This is a genomic window from Pseudomonas sp. (assembly GCF_032058845.1).
Classification (GTDB): Bacteria; Pseudomonadota; Gammaproteobacteria; order Pseudomonadales; family Pseudomonadaceae; genus Aquipseudomonas.
The window spans coordinates 38,760-56,115 of the sequence record NZ_DAMCCR010000019.1 but is presented as its reverse complement, the minus strand read 5'-3'; the positions used below and the strand labels follow the sequence as shown (position 1 = coordinate 56,115).

The following is a 17,356-nucleotide window of genomic DNA, read 5'->3' as shown; positions in this document are numbered from 1 at the left end:
TCGACCGCTTCCGCCTGCTCTGCGCCGTGCGCAAAGGCCCGTGGGGCGTCGAAGCGGTCAACCAGCGCGCCACCCGCGCCCTCGAAGGTGCCGGCCTGATCCAGGGCGAGCACCAGTGGTATGAAGGCCGCCCCGTACTGATCACCCGCAATGACTACGGCCTGGGCCTGATGAACGGTGACATCGGCGTGACCCTGTACCTGCCCGAAGCCGAAGACAGCGACCGCCTGGTGCTGCGCGTGGCCTTCCCGCGCAACGACGGCGGCGGCGGGGTGCGCCTGGTGCTGCCCAGCCGCCTGACCGAAGTGGAAACCGTCTACGCCATGACCGTGCATAAATCCCAAGGCTCCGAGTTCGAGCACACCGCGCTGATCCTGCCGGATGTCCTGAACCCGGTGCTGACCAAGGAGCTGGTGTACACCGGCATCACCCGCGCGCGGGAGTGGTTCACTCTGGTGGAGCCACGGGTGGGGGTGTTCGAAGAGGCGGTGAATCGCCGGGTGCGGCGGTTGAGCGGGTTGATGTTGGAGGCGGGAGAGTGAGGGGGGCCCTACACCACCGTGTGGATTCTAGAAACTTCACGGTGTTGTAGGAGCGACTTTAGTCGCGATGGACGGCGTAGCCGGCCTGATACCGTCAACACTGATGCAACTGACAGAACCTGTCCAACTGCCACCTTTGATCGGATTTGCCTCAAAGGCAGTTGGCTCCCACGGATCCCTGATAACTCAAAAAGCTACGTCCAGCCCATGAGAGCGCTCATGGCTGCAATCCCGTAACGCTAGGCATCAACACGGGCATGTCTTGCCATTGGACCCATGCACTGTTCTGCCAATGCAGAAGGCTGACCGAGTGCCCTGCCCACTGAAGCGTCCTGAGCGCTGGCCGATCTCCGGACGAGGGGTGCGTCGTGCTGCGCAGCGCGGGAATGACCTCATGCGTGAGCCATTGACGCAGATTTCGGTTCTCGGGGATCTGGTGATAGACCATCAGGGCATACATACCTGACTCACTGACCATCAACGTGTCCCGCACAACGCCATGGTGGCTCAGCTTGAGAACACGGTACTGATCGGCATCGAGCTTGCGAATGGACCGCTCACTCAGGGAATAGCCCATCAGCCGGCCCAGATCGATTGCACTAAACCAGGCTTGGGCGTCCAGTATCAACGCATGAAGGAAACGACTGTTACGCGTGAATCGCGTAGTTTCGAAATGTTCGTTCATCTTGAGGTGTCCACTAGAGGTGCCAATTACCGCCCACTGACGCCAATCAGGGTGGGCGGAACCGTATGGGTTGGCGTACCGGCTAGATGGACCCCGGCGCATCCGAGGATGCCCACATACGGCCCGCCCATAACGGACAGCCACATGCAGGGCACAAAAAAGCCGCGACAGCGGCTTTCGTGCCTCCAAGCTAGCCAGGACGCCAATCCTGTATCGCTGATGAGCAGCGACGGGGTGACCTTACTGGCTGGGATCTACGAGTGCAAGTGTCTAATGAAGTCATGAATCGAAGCTTGGCGATAAGACCGGCATGCCTTGTATGATATACGGCAATGCCGTATATTTCGCCGATGTACACGATTATCGAAACCGAGATTTTCAAGCGCCACTCTGACGCTATCTGGCGGGATGAGGAGCGTCATGAGTTCATTACGTGGCTGGCCTTGAATCCTATGGCAGGCGACGTGATTCCTGGTTGTGCAGGACTGCGCAAAGTACGTTGGTCGCGTGGAGGAATGGGCAAGCGTGGTGGCACTCGTGTCATCTACTACAATGCGCTTTCCGAAGGCTTGATCTGGCTGCTGATCGTGTATATCAAGGCAAAATTCGACAATCTCCCTGCTGCCTTCTTGAATCAATTGAAAGAGGAAATTACTCATGGATCATGAAATGGATCGCTTTCAACAGGACCTGTTGGCATCAGTGCGTCAGATGAAAGCGGGCAAAGCGGCACGTACGACTCAGGTCGTGGTTTCCGCTGCGGCTGAGGCGCGGGCGAAGGTAGGCGTCTCTCAACGTGCATTCGCCGCACTACTGGGTGTCAGTTTGCGTACGCTGCAGGACTGGGAACAGGGCCGACGTACACCTACTGGCGCGGCGCAGACCTTACTGCAAGTTGCCAGGCAGCATCCGGAGGCACTTCGAAATTTGCAGACCATTTGAAGCCCGAGGTCGTTGACCGCCCTGTGAGTAATCGATGCGTAAACAAGCATCAGGCCTTCCGTTGGCCATCATCCTGTAAGTGCACCGAGCCGCTACTGAGCTCAACCGCGTGCCCATGCAGCCAATCCGTGGCAGCACTGTCTTGTAAACCTCTCCGACGGGCTCACCCCCGTTCCCCCATCAACACCCCCCGCTGCGCCTCCGTCTGCGCCCGTATGTAATCCCACACCAACACAATCCGCCGCAATTTGCGCAGATCCTCCCGGCAATACATCCAGAACTCCCGCGTCACCTCCACCTCTTCCGGCAACACCTCCACCAGCCGCGCATCCTGCCCCGCCAGGAAGCATGGCAGGATCGCCAGGCCATGCCCTTGCACCGCCGCCGTGTACTGCGCGATCACGCTGGTGCTGCGCAGGGGCGCGTGGGCGTTGGGGATCAGGTTGTTCAGGTAGAGCAGCTCGGGGCTGAAGGCGAGGTCTTCGACGTAGCTGATGAAGCGGTGCTGGCCGAGGTCGCCGAGCTGTTGCAGGGGCGGGTGCCGCGCCAGGTAGTCGGGGGTGGCGTACAGGCGCAGGCGGTAGTCGCAGAGTTTGCAGCACACGTAGGCGCCGTGCTCGGGGCGCTCCAGGGCGATGACGATGTCGGCTTCGCGCTTGGACAGGCTGATGAAGTGGGGCAGCGGCAGGATGTCGAGGGAGATGGCCGGGTAGGTGTCGACGAAGTGGCTCAGCTGCGGGGTGATGAAAAAGGTGCCGAAGCCTTCGGTGCAACCGATGCGCACGTGGCCCGACAGCGCCATGCCGGAACCGGAGACCTGCTCGCAGGCCATGTGCAGGGTGCTTTCGATGGACTCGGCATAGCCGAGCAGGCGCTGGCCTTCGAGGGTCAGCACGAAGCCGCTGGTGCGGGATTTTTCGAACAGCAAGGTGCCGAGGGCGTGCTCCAGAGCACTGACCCGGCGCGACACGGTGGTGTAGTCGACGCCCAGGCGTTTGGCGGCGCTGCTGGCCTTGCGGGTACGCGCCACTTCCAGGAAGAACTTCAGGTCATCCCAGTTCAGGGCGCTGAGACGGGTAGGGTCTTTCTGCATGACGATCCGGTTTTTTTGTCTGGTTTTATAGGATGTTTGCACACCTATACTCCAATTCATCCTGATGGCGCCATGCTGCCACTGTGCTGGCGCCTGCGATCTCGTCCTTACAACAATTCCAAGGAGAACGTCGATGAATGCCCCTCAACAGCCCGATCAGACCCAGGTGCAGCAGGTGAAGCTGCTGATCGATGGTCAGTGGATCGAATCGAAAACCCAGGACTGGCGCGATGTGGTGAACCCTGCAACCCAGCAGGTGCTGGCGCGCGTGCCGTTCGCCACGCAAGCGGAGGTAGAGGCGGCGATCGAGGCCGCGCAGCGCGCGTTCGTCAGTTGGCGCGAGACATCGATCGGCGCGCGCGCGCGCATCATGCTCAAGCTGCAGGCGCTGATCCGCGAGCACAGCCCGCGCATCGCGCAAACGTTGAGCGCCGAGCAGGGCAAGACCCTGGCCGATGCCGAGGGCGATATCTTTCGCGGCCTTGAGGTGGTCGAGCACGCGGCGGCCATCGGCACCTTGCAGATGGGCGAGTTCGCCGAAAACGTGGCCGGTGGCGTGGACACCTATACCCTGCGCCAGCCCATCGGCGTGTGCGCGGGTATCACGCCGTTCAACTTCCCGGCGATGATTCCGCTGTGGATGTTTCCCATGGCCATTGCCTGCGGCAACACCTTCGTGCTCAAGCCTTCAGAGCAAGACCCGCTGTCGACCGTGATGCTGGTAGAGCTGGCGCTTGAAGCCGGTGTGCCGGCGGGGGTGCTGAACGTGGTGCATGGCGGCAAGCAGGTGGTCGATGCGCTGTGCACGCATCCGCACATCAAGGCGATTTCCTTCGTCGGCTCCACGGCAGTGGGCACCCATGTACACACCTTGGCCAGCCAGCATGGCAAGCGGGTGCAGGCGATGATGGGCGCGAAGAACCATGCGGTGGTGCTGCCCGATGCCAACCGCACGCAAACGGTCAACGCGTTGGTTGGCGCCGCCTTCGGGGCCGCAGGGCAGCGCTGCATGGCGACGTCGGTGGCGGTGCTGGTGGGCAAGGCGCGTGAGTGGTTGCCAGACATCAAGGCCGCAGCCGGGCAGCTCAAGGTCAACGCCGGGTGCGAAGCGGGCACAGACGTCGGGCCGCTGATTTCACAGCATGCCCGGGAGCGGGTGCTGGGGTTGATCGCACGCGGCGTCGAGCAGGGCGCAACCTTGGACCTGGATGGTCGCGGCGTGCAGGTGCCGGGATACGAGCAGGGTAACTTCGTGGGGCCGACGCTGTTCTCGGATGTAACCACCGAGATGGACATCTACACCCAGGAAATCTTCGGGCCAGTGCTGGTGACCCTGACCGTGGATACCCTTGATGAGGCCATCGCGCTGGTCAATCGCAACCCGTTCGGCAATGGCACGGGTTTGTTCACCCAGAGCGGGGCAGCAGCGCGCAAGTTCCAGAGCGAGATCGATGTTGGCCAGGTGGGGATCAATATCCCGATTCCGGTGCCGGTGCCGCTGTTCAGCTTCACCGGCTCGCGCGGTTCGAAGCTGGGCGACCTGGGGCCGTACGGCAAGCAGGTGATCCAGTTCTACACCCAGACCAAGACCGTGACGGCGCGCTGGTTCGACGATGACAGCGTCAATGACGGTGTGAACACGACCATCAGCCTGCGTTGAGGAGATCGCCATGCGTATTGCATTCATAGGCTTGGGCAACATGGGCGCGCCGATGGCGCGCAATCTGCTCAAGGCCGGGTATTCGCTGAACCTGTTCGACCTGAACCAGGACGTGCTCGCTGAACTGAACGCCCTGGGCGGGCAGATCAGTGCCTCGCCCAAAGACGCTGCAGCCACGGCTGACGCGGTGATCACCATGCTGCCTGCGGCTGCACACGTGCGCAGCGTGTACCTGAGCGATGACGGGGTGCTGGCGGGTATCCGCGCCGGCACGCCGACGCTGGACTGCAGCACCATCGACCCGCAGACCGCCCGCGACGTGAGCCAGGCGGCCAAGAGCAAAGGCGTGGACCTGGGCGATGCGCCGGTGTCGGGCGGGACGGGCGGTGCGGCGGCGGGCACCTTGACCTTCATGGTCGGCGCCAGTGACGCGCTGTTCACGGCGTTCAAGCCGGTACTGGAGCACATGGGGCGGAACATCGTGCATTGTGGCGGCGTGGGGACCGGGCAGATCGCCAAGATCTGCAACAACCTGCTGCTGGGCATTTCCATGATCGGCGTGTCGGAAGCGATGGCGCTGGGCGATGCGCTGGGGATCGACACGCAGGTGCTGGCAGGCATCATCAACAGCTCGACCGGGCGTTGCTGGAGTTCGGACACCTACAACCCCTGGCCGGGGATCATCGACACGGCGCCTGCAGCGCGGGGGTATACCGGCGGGTTTGGTGCGGAGTTGATGCTCAAGGACCTGGGCCTGGCGACAGAGGCGGCGCGGCAGGCGCACCAGCCGGTGATCATGGGGGCCGTGGCGCAGCAGCTGTATCAGGCGATGAGTTTGCGCGGGGAGGGTGGGAAGGACTTCTCGGCGATTGTAGAGGGGTATCGGCGGCGCCTGGACTAGGCCTGCCGCGCCGGCCATCGCGGCTAACCGGAGCGCCGGACCGGCTGCTCATACACGGAACGCGGTGGCAGGCTCCTTCGGTCTCCAGTGCTCAGTCGGGTCTCGCGAAAAAACGCGACCCCTGTAGGAGCGGCTTAAGCCGCGATGGCCGGCAAAGCCGGCCCGATCCAGGTGTCGCGAAACAGCAGGTGAATGGAGGTTGCAGCTTTGGGGCGGCTGCGCCGCCCATCGCGGCTTAAGCCGCTCCTACGGGAACGGCATGTTCGTGCGGGAATAAATCCGGCAGCTGCTGCAGCGATGTCAGCGCGTGTTCAACCTGTTGTGCGCGTGCCAATGCGGCGCCCTGTGCGCTCGGACGCCCGCATATTCCAGCAACCCGGACTGAAAACGACTTCGCCCGCATCATGCGGGCGAAGTCAGTGATGCAATCAACGCGAATCAGGCAAACACGAAATACTTGCGCACGGTCTCGACCACTTCCCAGGTGCCTTTCATGCCCGGTTCGATCACGAACACGTCGCCGCCTTTGAGGTGTTTGGGCTCTTCGCCTTCAGGGGTGATGATGCAGTAGCCTTCGAGGAAGTGGCAGAACTCCCACTTGTCGTAGTTGACCTCGAACTTGCCCGGGGTGCAGATCCAGGTGCCCATGATCTTGCTGCCGTCGGCCGACAGGTAGGCGTTGAGGTTGACCGTGTGCGGGTCACCACCGATGCGCTTCCACTTGGTGGCATCGACCACGGGCGTTGGGCAGGTTTCGCGCAGGACGGTAATGAAATCGGACATGTGCAGGCTCCTGAAAGGTAGCGGGTTGACGGGCAACCATAGGCTGTAAGGCCGAGCGTCAGTTGCCTGCGCTCGCCCTCTAGGTGCCTGAACGCGCTATCTCACGCTCGCTGCAGTGCATCCGCCGCACGTGAAAGATCGAACCCGCGCAGCATCAGGCACATCGACTCGCTGCGCCTGCCAGTCAGCCTGTGACGCTATCTCACGCCCACCAATAGCGCACGAAGTGGAAGAACACCGGCGCCGCAAAGCACACCGAATCCATCCGGTCGAGCATGCCGCCGTGGCCTTCGATCATGTGGCCCCAGTCCTTCACGCCGCGGTCGCGCTTGATCGCCGACATCACCAGCCCGCCAAAGAAGCCCATGGCATTGACCACCAGCGCCATCAACGCCGCCTGCCAGAAGCTGAACGGGGTGATCCAGCACAGCAGCGCGCCCACCAGGGTCGCCAGCGCCACGCCGCCGAGCAGGCCTTCGAGGGTTTTCGACGGTGACAGGTTGGGCGCCACCTTGCGCTTGCCGAACAGCTTGCCGCACACGTACTGCAGCACATCGCTTATCTGCACCACGAGGATCAGCCAGGCGATCAGCAGCAGGTTGCGGCCCTCGAAGCCGGGGATGTCGAGGGTCATCAGCGCGGGCACGGCCGACACGCAGTACACCGCGATCATCAGCCCCCACTGCACTTTCGAGGTGCGCTCCAGAAAGCGCGTGGTGTCGCCGCCAAAACTGGCCAGAATCGGCAGCAGCAGGAACACGTAGACCGGGATGAAGATGCTGAACAGCCCGTACCAGTCGTTGGCGATCAGCACGTACTGCACCGGCAGCGCCACGTAGAACGCGGCGGCCAACGCGGGGTAATCGCTGCGCCGGGTGGGGGTGAGGGTCATGAATTCGCGCAGGGCGTAGAACGACACGCAGTAGAACAGCACGATCACGCCGTACTTGCCGAACACGAAGGCGATGCCGATCACCAGCACCATCACCCACCAGGCGTTGATGCGCGCGTTGAGGTTGTCGATGACCGAGTGCGGGCCTGGGCCGGCGCGCCACTTGAGCAGGCGGCCGATGAGGCTGGCCAGCAGGAGCAGTGCACCGATGCCGGCGAACAGGGAAAGGGTATTGTCGTCCATGTCAGGCGTCCTTGGGGGCCAGGGTGAGCAAGGCCAGGCTGGCCCGTTCGAGGAAGTCCGGCTTGCTTTCATCGGGTAGCCGGGCGAGGGGCTCGCCGAAGCTCAGGGTGCACAGCAGCGGCAGCGGCAGGGCACGGCCCTTGGGCATGACGCGGTTGAGGTTGGCGATCCACACCGGCACCAGCTCGATCTGCGGGTTGGCCGCCGCGAGGTGGAACAAGCCGCTCTTGAACGGCAACAACGGCTCTTCGCTGAGGTTGCGCGTGCCTTCGGGGAAGAAGATCAATGAATCACCTTGCGCCAGCGCGTCGAGCACCGGTTGCAGCGGGCTTTGCGCGGAGTCGCTGCGCTGGCGCTCGATCAGGACGCCGTTGAACACCTTGCGAATGAGAAATTCCCGGATGCCCGGCTTGCACCAGTAATCCGCCCCCGCGACCGGTCGCGTGCGCTTGCGCAGGGCGTTGGGCAGGGAGGCCCAGAGCAGCACGAAGTCGCCATGGCTGCTGTGGTTGGCGAAGTACAGGCGCTGTACCGGCTGCGGCGTGCAGCCGAGCCAGAGGGCGCGGGCACCGGTGATCAGGCGTGCGGCAGAGGTGATGCTGAAGGCGGTGAGGTCAGCGAGCATGGGCGGATTATCCGGTGAGAAGGGCTGTCAGCAGGATCGCCAGCAGCAGCAGGGTCTGGAGGCCGAAACACACGGCCTGGCGGCGCAGCAAGCTCAGCGCGCCCTGGCTGCGGGACGGCCAGTCGCGGGGGGTGGCGGATTCGGGTTTGAGGTGCAGGTCGTGCAGGGCAGCGTCCAGCGCCTGAGTCTGGACGGCGAGCGTCGGGCCGCTCTGGGCCATGTGCGCGAACAGCTCGGCATCCAGTGCCACGCGCAGGGCCCAGTACTTGTGAGCAAGGCCCAGCACGACCAGCAGCCCTGCGCCCGCTCGGGCCAGTGGCGGCAGGGGCAGCCCGAGCAAGGGGGTGCACGCGTAGGCCAGCGCCACCAGCGTGATGCCATCGGACAAGCGCTCCAGTTGCGCGCCGCGGCGCAGCAGTGACGCAACGACGAACAACTTCACGCGCGTGGCTCCAGCGTCGCCAGCACCTGGCGGTGACCTGTGTGCAACACCACCCCAGGCCGCGCCTGGCGGATCAGTGCTTCGGCCTGCGCCAATGTCGTGCTGCGCCCGGTCAACAACAGCCAGGCCGCCACCGCGCTGGCGCTGCGCGAATAGCCCAATGCGCAGCACACCAGCAGCGGGCCGTGGCGACGCAGGGTTTCGATCTCTGCGGCCGCCTGGGCCAGTACTGCGCCGTCCGGGGCGACCAGATCGAGACTCGGCAGGCTCTGGTAATGGGCCGTGTCCACGCAGCACGGGCGCTCTGCACAGAGGTCCACTACAGCGCTGTACGAGGCGGCTTCGAGCGCGCTGGGTATCCGGCCCAAGCACACGCCATCACAGATTTCATCCGCCTGCGGGCGCCGGCGCGCCCACCACCGTGCATTGAAGGCTGCTGCCGCCAGATACGGCGCCAGCAGCAGCGTCGCTGCCATCGACAGCCGCCCGTCGGCCCCTTTCTGAAAGCCGGCCGCGCCCAGCCAGGCATAATTCAGCGCCACCAGCAGCAGCGCCACCGCAGGCCACAGCAGGCACAGCGCGAGGCCGCCCAGGGTCAGCGCCAGTGCGGTACACACCACCGCGCCCAGGCCGTACGCTGCAGCCAGTTGCCAACGTCGGGGATCCCTGGCCACGGCCGCCTGCTGCCACGGCAAGGCACCCTCCGCCGGCCACAGCCACAGGCACAACAGCCCGACCAACGCGCCGCTGGGCACATCGATGAAATGGTGCTGCCAGGTGGTCAGCACCGACACCCCGATCAGTGCCATCCAGCCATGCACCAACCAGCGCCAGGGTTGGGCTTGCACATGCCGGGCGAACATCGTCCAGATGATCACCAGCAGTGCAATGTGCAGGGAGGGCGCCTGGTTGAACGGTTTGTCGAAGCCCATCAGCACATCGAACATCCAGCCAAAGCCGCCTTCGAGCGCTGGGCGGTCAAAGGTGAAACGCAGCGGCCAAAGCAGAAAACCCGCCACGCACAGCAGCTGCGCGGTGAGCAGTGCCAACGCGTGGCGGTCCATCTCGCGGCGGGTCAGCGGCAGCAGAAAGGCTAGCCCGTAGAGCAGGTCGATCGACCAGTACGGGATGATCGTCCACGGCCACAGTGGCAGGTGGCTTTCCCAGTCGAAGACCAGCGTGCCGACGTCACTGCGCGTGGCGGTATAGGTGTTGCTGAGCCCGTAGCTGAGAAAGAACAGCGGTCCGAGCAACAGCAACCACAGCACGCCACGGCGGATCAGCCGTGGCTCACGCCGCGCTGTCACGCGCGCACCCGCTGCGCCAGGCTGACACTGAAGATGCCCCATTCATCGATGCGCTGGCTGATCTTGCGAAAACCTGCGGCTTCGACCAACTGGTCCATCTCCGCCTGGCTACGCCGGCGCATCACCCACGCCTGGCCCTGACGGTGGCTGGTCAGGGCGCGGGCGATCATCTCCAGCTGCGGGTGCCACGGCTGGCCGGTATAGACCAGGTAACCGCCTTCCTCGACGGCATCGGCCAGGCCCGCCAGGGAGTTGCTCACCAGTGTGTTGCTGGCGAACAGTTCATACAGCCCGGACACCACCGCCAGGGTGGGTCGTGGATCCAGGCTGGCCAGGCTTGCACGGTCGAAGGCGTCGCCTTGCACGAAGCGGGCAATCTCGCCAAGGCCCTTTGCCTGAATCAGCGCGCTGCCCTGCTGCACGTTCAGCTCGCTGTAGTCGCGCAGCAGGATCGAGTCGGGTTTTTCCGCCAGGGTGTTCAAGGCTTCGAGGATGTAGCGACCGTGACCGGCGGCAATGTCGACGATGTGCACGGGGCGTTGCGCGTCGCGCAGGCGGGCGATGGCCTCGCGTAGCAGTTCCTCGGCATGCAGCTTGCGCTGGCGGATGCCGCGCCAGCCGATGGAATCGAGGTAGCTGCGGTCGATCTTCTGCCCCAGCGCGCCCTTGCCGGTAGCCTGGTTGCGGTACACGTAATCGAGCGTGCTGCCGGAGTCGAAGCCGGTGTCAAAGCCCAGCTTCACGCCGTCCGACAGCCCCTTGCCCAGGCGTAACCCGGCGCGGGTGGCACGCCAGTAAAGGGCGCGCGGCGAGTAACGCGGCAAAGGGGCAGCCAGGCTTTCGGCCTCGGCCAGGGTCGGACCGACGCGGTCGGCATCGAGCAGCGACACCGGCGCGGCCGGTGCCTCGAAGCAATGGCTGACGAAACGGGTGATCCGCGCCAGCGCATGGCTGCGCTCACGTTCGCCCAGGGTGTCGTGGAAGAACCCCGGCAGCACATGCATTTCCTTGCGCGCGCTGCCCAGGCGCTCGAAGAAGCGTTCCTGCGGGGCACGTTCCACTACCAGGTCGGCGCCGGAAACCAGCAGTTGCGTCGGTACCTGAATCGCCTGGGCATCGGCCACCACACGGTCGGCGGCTTCGTACAGGCCCAGCAGCATGGTCACCGAAATCGGTCGGCTGATCAGCGGGTCGGCCTTGTACGAAGCCACTCGGTCCGCGTCATGGGTGAGCAGTCGCGGCTTGACGTAGCTGTTGACGAAGAAGTTGCCGCGCACGGCTTTCATCAGCTTCAGGCCCGGGCGGGCGAAGGGCACGTAGAGCTTGACCTTGAACGCCGGCGAGGCCAGCACCAGGCAGCGCACCTTGGGGTTATAGTCGTGCGCCCAGGTGGCCACCACCACGGCGCCGACGCTTTGCGCCAGCACCACCATGTTCGGTTCTTCGATACCGTGCTGCCGCTGCAAGTGCTCGATGAAGGTCTGCACGTCGCGCACGCTGGTGGCAAAACTCGGACTGTCACCGCGCGCGCCAGGCGAGAGGCCGTGGCCACGGGCGTCCCAGGCAAAGAAGTCACAACCGGCCATGTCCAGTTCATCGGCCAGGTGAGCCATGCGCCCGCCGTGTTCGTGGCCGCGGTGGAACATCACCACCGCGCGGCGCGGCTGGTGCTCGTTCAGCGTGGCCGGCCAGTGGCGGTAGTGCAGCTCGACCCCATCGTGAGTGGAAAAATGCAGCGATTGCGCTTGGCGCATGGCGAAAGTCCTTGTTCGGCAGAAAGGGTCAGCGGGTTTCGGCGAGGCCGTGACGTACCCGGTTGTAGAGGGTGTAGAGCGACAGCAGCAGAATCACCACGAGCAGACCATTGACCCAGCTGGCGGCGAGCACGCCGACGCCCACGCCCGCCCCGAGCACGCCGAAGGCAAAGGCGCGGTCGCTCTTGCCCATTGGCCCGTCATAGCGACGCGAGGCGCCCACCAGCGGGCCCATCACGCCGGCGTACTCGCTGATCACCGCGACCAGCACCACCAGGATCACCAGGCTCGGTGAAACACCGGCAAGCAGCGCGAAGGGCAGGTACAGCGCCGCATCGGCGATCACGTCGCACAGTTCGTTGAGGTAGGCGCCGAGGGTCGATTGCTGGCCGAATTCACGGGCGAGCATGCCGTCGACGGCATTGAGGGCCATGCGCAGCAGCATCCACAGCGGCACCAGCAGGAACAGCGCGGTGGCATCCGGGCGCCACGCCAGCAGCAGGCCGAGCAGCACCGACACGGCCGCTGCGGCCACGGTGACCTGGTTGGCGGTGACGCCACGCGCGTACAGACGCTGCACGCCGGGGCGCAGCAAGGCTTGGAAACGGGGTTTGAGCTGGTAGATCGACGGCATGCCTGGAGTCCTTTTCATGGTGCAGCGATGGCCGATTGTGCGTGCCCTGCAGGGGCGCCGCAAGCGCGCGCAGCCCACAGCGTGATCGGGTCCTGACGCGGTAGGCTTTCCAGGGCGGCGGCGCTCGCGAAGGCAGTTGTCAGCCGGGGCAAGAGACGGCACGATGCCCGCCATGCACACATTCATCGGTTTGTATCAGGACATCGGCCCGGCACTTTCGTTGCTGGTGCTGGTAACTTTCCTGTTGGCAGGGGCCGTCAAGGGCGTCATCGGCCTGGGCTTGCCAACTATTGCCATGGGCCTGCTCGGCCTGGGTCTGCCGCCGGCCCAGGCGGCTGCGCTGCTGATCGTGCCGTCTACGGTCACCAACCTCTGGCAACTGAGCACGGGCGGGCACTTGCGTGCGCTGCTGCGGCGCCTGGGCAGCCTGCTGCTGATGATCTTCGTGGGCACCTGCCTGGGCAGCCTGTGGCTGGGCATCGACAGTGGGCCGTGGGCGGTGCATGGGCTGGGCGCGGCGCTGCTGGTGTACGCGCTGTATGGGCTGATCGGCCCGCAGTTGCAGGTAGCGCCTCGGCACGAGCGCTGGCTGGGGCCGCTGTGCGGGCTGGTGACGGGGGTGGTGACGGCCGCCACCGGCGTGTTCGTCATGCCTGCGGTGCCCTATCTGCAGAGTCTGGGCTTGAGCCGCGATGAGCTGGTACAGGCGCTGGGGCTGTCTTTCACCGTTTCCACCCTGGCCCTGGCCGTAGGCCTGGCGGGACAGGATGCGCTGGGCGGTCAGGCCCTGGGCGCGTCACTGCTGATGCTGGCGCCCGCGCTGCTGGGCATGATCGCCGGTCAATGGTTGCGCCAGCGCATCAGCCCGGTGCTGTTCAAGCGCTGCTTCTTCATTGGCCTGGCCGTGCTCGGCGCTCACTTGCTGCTCAACGGCTAGCCGAGGAGGGGCTGAGCATTTCGATGCGCTGAATGTCGAAATCGCCTTGCAGATACTCCATGCGCTGCTCGACGAAGGTGCGCATGTGCGGCAGCGCCATGTGCGTGTTGAAGTCGTGCTCGCTGGCCCAGACCTCGAAGAAGATGAACAGGCTTGGGTCCTGCTGGTCGCGCAGCATGTGGTATTCGATGCAGCCAGGCTCCTGCCGGCTGGGCCCGACATAGGCGCGGAACAGCCGCTCGAAGGCATCGGCGCGCTCGGGGTGGGTCTTGGCTTTGAGAATGAAGGCGTGGTGGTCGGCCATGGTCGGCTCCTGAGGGTGAGGGTTCTGAGTCTATGACAACAGTCGAAGGAAGATTCGTGATTCTTGCGCAACTATGATTTGCCTCGCTCACACTGTTTCCCGGGCCTGGCGATGGATAGTCTGCCGTCATTCCTATCCAGCGGGTCATGCCTGACCCTCCGAGGCCTTCTTCATGAAAAACATCCTTCTGCTCAACGGCGGCAAGCAGTTCGCCCACTCCGACGGGCGCCTCAACCAGACCCTGCACGACACCGCCCTGGCCTATTTCGACCGCGCCGGTTTCAACGTGCGCCAGACCTTCATCGACGGCGGCTATGACGTCGAACAACAGGTGCAGGACTGGCTCTGGGCCGACGTGGTGATCTACCAGATGCCCGGCTGGTGGATGGGCGCGCCCTATACGGTGAAGCAGTACATCGATGAAGTGTTCACCGCCGGCCATGGCAGCCTGTATGCCAGTGACGGGCGTACCCGTTCCGATGCTTCGCAGAAATACGGCAGCGGCGGGCTGGTTCACGGCAAGCGCTACATGATTTCCGCGACCTGGAACGCCCCGCAGCAGGCCTTCGATGACCCCAGCGATTTCTTTGAAGGCAAAGGGGTGGACGCCGTCTACTTCCCGTTCCACAAGGCCCACCAGTTTCTTGGCATGGGCGGCCTGCCGACGTTCGTCGCAGTCGACGTGATGAAGCGGCCTGACGTGCCGGCCACGGTCGCGGCCTATGAAGCACACCTGGCCGAGGTGTTCGGGCAGGCCTGATGCGCCGCCAGGGTTGCGGTCAGGCCGGCGAGCCGTTATCAATCACGGCTCACCCCGCAACAGGCAGGCCCGCTGTGAAAACCCGCTCCGAAGAACTTCAGGTGTTCGTCACGGTGATCGACTGCGGTTCGATCTCTGCCGCTGCCGAACAGCTGGCACAGACACCCTCGGCGGTCAGCCGCACTTTGTCGCGGCTCGAATCTCGGTTGGGCACCACCTTGCTCAACCGCACCACACGGCGCATGGACCTGACCGAAGAGGGGCGTTTCTTCCTCGACCGCTCGCGGGCGATCCTCGCGCAGATGGCCGCGATGGAAGAACACCTGGAGCTGCATCGGCAAACCCCGGCCGGGCGCTTGCGCATCAACGCCGCCGCGCCGTTCATGTCCCACGCCATCGTGCCGTGGATCGGCGAATTCCGCCGCGCCTACCCTGACATCGAGCTGGAACTCAATACCGATGACCTGATCATCGACCTGCTCGAACAGCGCACCGACATCGCCATCCGCATTGGCGAACTGAGCGATTCCAGCCTGCATGCCCGCTCGCTCGGCTGCAGCCCGCTGCTGGTGCTGGCCAGCCCGCAATACCTGGCGCGCCGTGGTGTTCCCGAACGGGTCGAAGCGCTGAACGATCACTGCCTGCTCGGCTTCAGCCAACCGGAGAGCCTCAACCACTGGCCCCTGCGCCACGCCGACGGTGACCGCTGGCCGATACGCCCGCAGCTACTGGCTTCCAGCGGCGAGACCCTGCGCCAGTTGGCCCTGGCCGGGGAGGGCATCGTCTGCCTGTCGCACTTCATGACCCACCAGGACATTCGCGACGGCCGCTTGCAGGTGCTGCTCGCCGAGGCCAACAGCGGCCATCGCCAGCCGATCCACGCGGTGTACTACCGCAATACGCAGTTGGCCCTGCGTATCCAGTGCTTTCTCGACTTCATTCAGCAGAAGCTGGCCGTGTACGCGTGTTGAAGGCGTTTGCGCCGCGCCTTGCCTTGGGCCTTAATGAGGGGTCAATAAGAAAAGCCTACAAGGAAAGTGCCCATGCGCATCGTCATGTTTCAATCCCTCGCCGTTACCGCCTTGCTCCTTGGCAGTTCAGCCAGTTACGCGGTAACCCTCGAGGGCGGCGCGGTGGCTGCGCCTGATCAATACGCCGCCAAGGTCGCTGCCGACATCCTCAAGCGCGGCGGCAATGCTGTCGACGCCGCCGTGGCCACCGCCTTCACCCTGGCGGTGACCTACCCCGAAGCCGGCAACATCGGCGGTGGCGGCTTCATGACCTTGTACGTCGATGGCAAGCCGTATTTCCTCGACTACCGCGAAGTGGCGCCCAAGGCGGCGACACGCAACATGTACCTGGACGAAAAAGGCGAACTGATCGAGAACCTCAGCCTGGTCGGCGCCCGCGCGGCCGGCGTGCCGGGCACGGTGATGGGCCTCTGGGAAGCGCACCAGAAGTTCGGCAAGCTCAAATGGAGCGAATTGCTGACCCCGGCCATCGGCTACGCCAGGAACGGGTTTGCCATTGCCGAAAAGCAATACCAGTACCGCGACGATGCCCAGGGCCTGTTCAAGGCCGGCACCAACTTCAACGACTACTTCGGCAGCATGAAGGTCGGCCAGCCGTTCAAGCAGCCGGAACTGGCCATGACCCTGGAGCGTATCGCCGACAAGGGCGTGAGCGAGTTCTACCAGGGCAAGACCGCCGAACTGCTGGTCCAGCAGATGCAGGCCGACAAGGGCCTGATCACCCGTGAAGACCTCAATGACTACAAGGCCGTGTGGCGTGATCCGATCGCCATCAACTGGCGCGGCAACGTGGTGTACACCGCGCCGCCACCGAGCTCTGGCGGTGTTGCCCTGGCCCAGTTGCTGGGCATCAAGGAAGACCGCGCTGCCGACTTCAAAGGCGTTGCGCACAATTCGGCGCGCTACATCCACCTGCTGGCCGAGATCGAAAAGCGCGTGTTCGCCGACCGCGCCGACTACCTTGGCGACCCGGGCTTCACCAAGGTGCCGGTCGCTCAGCTGATTGCCAAGGACTACCTGGCCAAGCGCGCCGCACAGGTCAACCCGACGGCCATCTCTGCAACCGATTCGATCAAGCCGGGGCTGGAGTCGCACCAGACCACGCACTTCTCCATCGTCGACCAACAGGGCAATGCGGTCAGCAACACCTACACCCTCAACCTCGACTATGGCAGCGGCGTGGTGGTGAAGGGCGCAGGTTTCCTGCTCAACGACGAAATGGATGACTTCAGCGCCAAGCCAGGCACGGCCAACGCGTTTGGGGTGGTGGGGGGCGATGCCAATGCCATCGAGCCAGGCAAGCGCATGTTGTCTTCCATGAGCCCGAGCCTGGTGACCCGTGACGGGCAGGTCACGCTGGTACTGGGTACACCGGGAGGGTCGCGGATCTTCACCTCGATCTTTCAGGTGATCAACAACCTCTACGATTACGGCATGCCGCTGGACAAAGCCGTGGCCGCGCAACGCGTGCATCACCAGTTGCTGCCCAAGGACACGATCTACTTCGACAGCTATGCGCCGCTCACCGGGCCAGCGGCTGATGAGCTGAAAAAGATGGGCTACACCCTCGAAGACCAGGGCTGGAACATGGGGGATGTGCAGGCGATTCGGGTGACCGGCACGGCCCTGGAGACAGCCTCCGACCCGCGCGGTCGTGGCGTGGGCGTGATCGTCAAGTGAGGTAGGCGTAGGTGGGGGCGGCGTTGGCACACGTGTCGTAGCAGGGTTTGAGCCAGTTGCTGGCCAATGGCTGCAACCGAACGTTGCCAGACGGAACGCGCCGCCTGTTTTGGGGCGGCGCTGCCGCCCATCGCGACTAAA

At 64.3% G+C, this 17,356-nt stretch carries 19 protein-coding genes; 9 read left to right on the top strand and 10 right to left on the bottom strand.

Translation table 11 applies throughout. The features are described 5' to 3' along the window. A partial coding sequence (locus RT028_RS06075) for an ATP-binding domain-containing protein (protein ID WP_312933518.1) occupies positions 1 to 542 on the top strand: 542 nt, incomplete at its 5' end. A gap of 217 nt (positions 543 to 759) precedes the next feature. Here RT028_RS06075 and RT028_RS06070 read toward each other — a convergent pair. Beyond that, positions 760 to 1,227: a Bro-N domain-containing protein gene (locus RT028_RS06070; protein ID WP_312933516.1), complete on the bottom strand. Its 468-nt coding sequence runs from the start codon at positions 1,225 to 1,227 to the stop codon at positions 760 to 762. A 350-nt stretch (positions 1,228 to 1,577) separates the two neighbouring features. Between RT028_RS06070 and RT028_RS06065 the strand changes: the two genes are divergently transcribed. Beyond that, the gene (locus RT028_RS06065) at positions 1,578 to 1,895 is read left to right on the top strand and encodes a transcriptional regulator (protein WP_312933522.1); all 318 of its coding nucleotides are present in this window, start codon (positions 1,578 to 1,580) and stop codon (positions 1,893 to 1,895) included. After that, positions 1,885 to 2,169: a helix-turn-helix domain-containing protein gene (locus RT028_RS06060; protein ID WP_312933515.1), complete on the top strand. Its 285-nt coding sequence runs from the start codon at positions 1,885 to 1,887 to the stop codon at positions 2,167 to 2,169. The genes RT028_RS06065 and RT028_RS06060 overlap by 11 nt, the downstream gene beginning before the upstream one ends. Positions 2,170 to 2,332: 163 nt before the next feature. Here RT028_RS06060 and RT028_RS06055 read toward each other — a convergent pair whose 3' ends face one another. After that, the gene (locus RT028_RS06055; RefSeq protein ID WP_312933513.1) at positions 2,333 to 3,262 is read right to left on the bottom strand and encodes a LysR family transcriptional regulator; all 930 of its coding nucleotides are present in this window, start codon (positions 3,260 to 3,262) and stop codon (positions 2,333 to 2,335) included. 133 nt (positions 3,263 to 3,395) lie between these two features. Between RT028_RS06055 and RT028_RS06050 the strand changes: the two genes are divergently transcribed. Continuing rightward, entirely contained in the window at positions 3,396 to 4,922 is a 1,527-nt protein-coding gene (locus RT028_RS06050) for a CoA-acylating methylmalonate-semialdehyde dehydrogenase (protein ID WP_312933511.1), read from the top strand. 10 nt (positions 4,923 to 4,932) lie between these two features. Next, a complete protein-coding gene (mmsB, locus tag RT028_RS06045; RefSeq protein WP_312933509.1) occupies positions 4,933 to 5,823 on the top strand; it encodes a 3-hydroxyisobutyrate dehydrogenase in 891 nt (296 codons plus the stop codon). A 438-nt stretch (positions 5,824 to 6,261) separates the two neighbouring features. Here the strand turns inward: mmsB and RT028_RS06040 are convergent, their stop codons facing one another. The 7 genes from RT028_RS06040 to RT028_RS06010 all read right to left on the bottom strand — a co-directional run bounded on the left by RT028_RS06040 (position 6,262) and on the right by RT028_RS06010 (position 12,503). Then, complete coding sequence (locus RT028_RS06040) at positions 6,262 to 6,606, bottom strand: cupin domain-containing protein (RefSeq protein WP_312933507.1); 345 nt, start codon at positions 6,604 to 6,606, stop codon at positions 6,262 to 6,264. Between the two features lie 202 nt (positions 6,607 to 6,808). Beyond that, positions 6,809 to 7,741, bottom strand: a complete 933-nt coding sequence (locus RT028_RS06035) for a phosphatidate cytidylyltransferase (protein WP_312933505.1) — start codon at positions 7,739 to 7,741, stop codon at positions 6,809 to 6,811. A gap of 1 nt (position 7,742) precedes the next feature. After that, positions 7,743 to 8,366, bottom strand: a complete 624-nt coding sequence (locus RT028_RS06030; protein ID WP_312933498.1) for a lysophospholipid acyltransferase family protein — start codon at positions 8,364 to 8,366, stop codon at positions 7,743 to 7,745. A 7-nt stretch (positions 8,367 to 8,373) separates the two neighbouring features. After that, complete coding sequence (locus tag RT028_RS06025) at positions 8,374 to 8,808, bottom strand: hypothetical protein (protein WP_312933496.1); 435 nt, start codon at positions 8,806 to 8,808, stop codon at positions 8,374 to 8,376. Continuing rightward, the gene (locus tag RT028_RS06020; protein WP_312933494.1) at positions 8,805 to 10,115 is read right to left on the bottom strand and encodes a phosphatase PAP2/dual specificity phosphatase family protein; all 1,311 of its coding nucleotides are present in this window, start codon (positions 10,113 to 10,115) and stop codon (positions 8,805 to 8,807) included. Before RT028_RS06020 ends, RT028_RS06025 begins: the two co-directional genes overlap by 4 nt. After that, positions 10,112 to 11,869 (bottom strand): bifunctional alpha/beta hydrolase/class I SAM-dependent methyltransferase, encoded by a 1,758-nt coding sequence (locus tag RT028_RS06015; protein WP_312933492.1) that lies wholly within the window; start codon positions 11,867 to 11,869, stop codon positions 10,112 to 10,114. Before RT028_RS06015 ends, RT028_RS06020 begins: the two co-directional genes overlap by 4 nt. A gap of 28 nt (positions 11,870 to 11,897) precedes the next feature. Next, positions 11,898 to 12,503 (bottom strand): CDP-alcohol phosphatidyltransferase family protein, encoded by a 606-nt coding sequence (locus tag RT028_RS06010; RefSeq protein WP_312933490.1) that lies wholly within the window; start codon positions 12,501 to 12,503, stop codon positions 11,898 to 11,900. 172 nt (positions 12,504 to 12,675) lie between these two features. Between RT028_RS06010 and RT028_RS06005 the strand changes: the two genes are divergently transcribed. Beyond that, positions 12,676 to 13,440, top strand: a complete 765-nt coding sequence (locus tag RT028_RS06005; RefSeq protein WP_312933488.1) for a sulfite exporter TauE/SafE family protein — start codon at positions 12,676 to 12,678, stop codon at positions 13,438 to 13,440. On the opposite strand, the gene RT028_RS06000 is transcribed toward RT028_RS06005, so the two are convergent. After that, positions 13,430 to 13,744, bottom strand: coding sequence for a putative quinol monooxygenase (locus RT028_RS06000; protein WP_312933486.1), 315 nt, complete (start codon positions 13,742 to 13,744; stop codon positions 13,430 to 13,432). The genes RT028_RS06005 and RT028_RS06000 overlap by 11 nt on opposite strands. Positions 13,745 to 13,916: 172 nt before the next feature. Between RT028_RS06000 and RT028_RS05995 the strand changes: the two genes are divergently transcribed. The 3 genes from RT028_RS05995 (at position 13,917) to ggt (ending at position 17,215) form a co-directional block, all read left to right on the top strand. Then, positions 13,917 to 14,504: an NAD(P)H-dependent oxidoreductase gene (locus tag RT028_RS05995; protein ID WP_312933484.1), complete on the top strand. Its 588-nt coding sequence runs from the start codon at positions 13,917 to 13,919 to the stop codon at positions 14,502 to 14,504. 74 nt (positions 14,505 to 14,578) lie between these two features. After that, positions 14,579 to 15,475 (top strand): LysR family transcriptional regulator, encoded by an 897-nt coding sequence (locus tag RT028_RS05990; RefSeq protein WP_312933482.1) that lies wholly within the window; start codon positions 14,579 to 14,581, stop codon positions 15,473 to 15,475. A gap of 72 nt (positions 15,476 to 15,547) precedes the next feature. Continuing rightward, entirely contained in the window at positions 15,548 to 17,215 is a 1,668-nt protein-coding gene (gene ggt / locus RT028_RS05985; protein ID WP_312933480.1) for a gamma-glutamyltransferase, read from the top strand. Positions 17,216 to 17,356: the final 141 nt, after the last annotated feature.

Excerpts from the sequence above, each read along its gene's own strand:
- RT028_RS06070 (WP_312933516.1), bottom strand. The coding sequence starts at position 1,227 with ATGAACGAACATTTCGAAACTACGCGATTCACGCGTAACAGTCGTTTC.
- RT028_RS06065 (WP_312933522.1), top strand. The coding sequence starts at position 1,578 with ATGTACACGATTATCGAAACCGAGATTTTCAAGCGCCACTCTGACGCT.
- RT028_RS06060 (WP_312933515.1), top strand. The coding sequence starts at position 1,885 with ATGGATCATGAAATGGATCGCTTTCAACAGGACCTGTTGGCATCAGTG.
- RT028_RS06055 (WP_312933513.1), bottom strand. The coding sequence starts at position 3,262 with ATGCAGAAAGACCCTACCCGTCTCAGCGCCCTGAACTGGGATGACCTG.
- RT028_RS06050 (WP_312933511.1), top strand. The coding sequence starts at position 3,396 with ATGAATGCCCCTCAACAGCCCGATCAGACCCAGGTGCAGCAGGTGAAG.
- mmsB (WP_312933509.1), top strand. The coding sequence starts at position 4,933 with ATGCGTATTGCATTCATAGGCTTGGGCAACATGGGCGCGCCGATGGCG.
- RT028_RS06040 (WP_312933507.1), bottom strand. The coding sequence starts at position 6,606 with ATGTCCGATTTCATTACCGTCCTGCGCGAAACCTGCCCAACGCCCGTG.
- RT028_RS06035 (WP_312933505.1), bottom strand. The coding sequence starts at position 7,741 with ATGGACGACAATACCCTTTCCCTGTTCGCCGGCATCGGTGCACTGCTC.
- RT028_RS06030 (WP_312933498.1), bottom strand. The coding sequence starts at position 8,366 with ATGCTCGCTGACCTCACCGCCTTCAGCATCACCTCTGCCGCACGCCTG.
- RT028_RS06015 (WP_312933492.1), bottom strand. The coding sequence starts at position 11,869 with ATGCGCCAAGCGCAATCGCTGCATTTTTCCACTCACGATGGGGTCGAG.
- RT028_RS06010 (WP_312933490.1), bottom strand. The coding sequence starts at position 12,503 with ATGCCGTCGATCTACCAGCTCAAACCCCGTTTCCAAGCCTTGCTGCGC.
- RT028_RS06005 (WP_312933488.1), top strand. The coding sequence starts at position 12,676 with ATGCACACATTCATCGGTTTGTATCAGGACATCGGCCCGGCACTTTCG.
- RT028_RS06000 (WP_312933486.1), bottom strand. The coding sequence starts at position 13,744 with ATGGCCGACCACCACGCCTTCATTCTCAAAGCCAAGACCCACCCCGAG.
- RT028_RS05995 (WP_312933484.1), top strand. The coding sequence starts at position 13,917 with ATGAAAAACATCCTTCTGCTCAACGGCGGCAAGCAGTTCGCCCACTCC.
- ggt (WP_312933480.1), top strand. The coding sequence starts at position 15,548 with ATGCGCATCGTCATGTTTCAATCCCTCGCCGTTACCGCCTTGCTCCTT.